Source organism: Streptomyces violens, from assembly GCF_000717745.1.
Classification (GTDB): domain Bacteria; phylum Actinomycetota; class Actinomycetes; order Streptomycetales; family Streptomycetaceae; genus Streptomyces; species Streptomyces violens.
In genome coordinates, this window is sequence record NZ_JOBH01000052.1 from 1 (window position 1) to 250 (window position 250).

A 250-nucleotide genomic window follows, 5' to 3' on the forward strand; every position below is an offset into this window, starting at 1 on the left:
CGGCCGCGGCCCCACGGACAAGGACGTCGACCGCGTCTCGCAGACCATCTCCGCCATCAAGGAACAGAACCAGGGCGTGGAGGTGTGCGCCTGCCTGGGACTGCTCTCCGACGGCCAGGCCTCGCGGCTGAAGGACGCCGGCGCCGACGCGTACAACCACAACCTCAACACCTCCGAGGCCACCTACGGGAAGATCACCACGACGCACACCTACGAGGACCGCGTCTCCACCGTCCAGCAGGCCCAGGCC

Annotated in this window: 1 protein-coding gene; it reads left to right on the plus strand. The window is 68.8% G+C overall.

Annotation, left to right across the window (positions count from 1 at the left end):
* On the plus strand, positions 1-250 hold a 250-nt coding region (locus tag IF04_RS0135350; RefSeq protein WP_030267744.1), incomplete at both ends, for a radical SAM protein.